The 1,001-nt window shown below is 53.2% G+C and carries 1 protein-coding gene; it reads right to left on the bottom strand.

The genetic code is table 11. The features are described 5' to 3' along the window. On the bottom strand, positions 1-1,001 hold a 1,001-nt coding region (locus ACT3IC_RS23500), incomplete at both ends, for a T6SS effector phospholipase Tle3 domain-containing protein (RefSeq protein ID WP_473479883.1).

Raw genomic sequence — 1,001 nt, 5'->3', positions numbered from 1 at the left:
ATTGCTCCGGGAATACCGGTCATCGGTCCGCAGCGGATTATCGGAAGGTTTACGCAGGGTGCAGGAGGCCTCCATCGCCTGCAATTCACCCTCTGATATTTTTCCGCCCCCTTTCCACTGCGTGTACATCAGGCGACAGAAGTTTTTAAAGGTGTTCTGCCTGGCCGCGTTGGTCTGTTGATATCCGGGCTGAATATTTTCAAACACGCGCGACTCCAGCGAATAGGGAGAGTGGTTAAGAATGACGCAGTTAACGGGATCATATCCGGCCTGTTTAACCAACATATTTGCCAGCATGGTGATGATCGTACCCTGGCTGTGGGCGACCACATTAATCACATCCTTTTCAGTGACAGGATCACTTCGAATCTGAATAATCAAATCCGCCAGCCGTTGAGCGGCAAAAAACTGATAGATGCGATGCGGGTTCTCATAAACAGGATGCGTATAGTCCCCGTCATTGAGGTGCAGCGAGGCAAATCCCGCTGCGGCCACACCAAAGCCACCGGCACCCGGTCCCAGCATATCCGGGATGGTGGTGGTGGCATTGGCGAAGGTCCCGCCACCTTTGGCAAAATGCATATCGAGGGCGTTTTTAAAGTTATCGCTCTGGAATTTAAACGGCCCTTTGCCGTCATTACCCAGCGCCGCTTTATTCTTCTCGTTATTTTCCTGATAGGCATCATACGGCAGATGGGCTTTATCACTCATCTTGCCGACCTCTTCCCGGTAGCGCTTCTGGTCTGCCCGGTAGTCGTCATAGGTCACCGGTTTATATCCCCAGTAAAACGGGATAATGGGCGAACGGCCAGGAGCCGTGATCCTGTAGTCTTTCCATTCATGAGCGTAAAAATCCTGGCGATTAAGCCGTTTACTCAGTCCGGCAAGGATACCCTTCTCCTGGTTCTGGTAAGCCTCACCCACGTCGTTCACGCCGTGGACCAGAATCACGATCCCCGGCATCGGGCGCGGCACGCCCTTTGCGCGTCTGGGCGACTTCT

This window comes from Leclercia sp. GHBNCSD, assembly GCF_055805075.1.
This window is presented reverse-complemented; position numbering and strand designations above follow the sequence as displayed.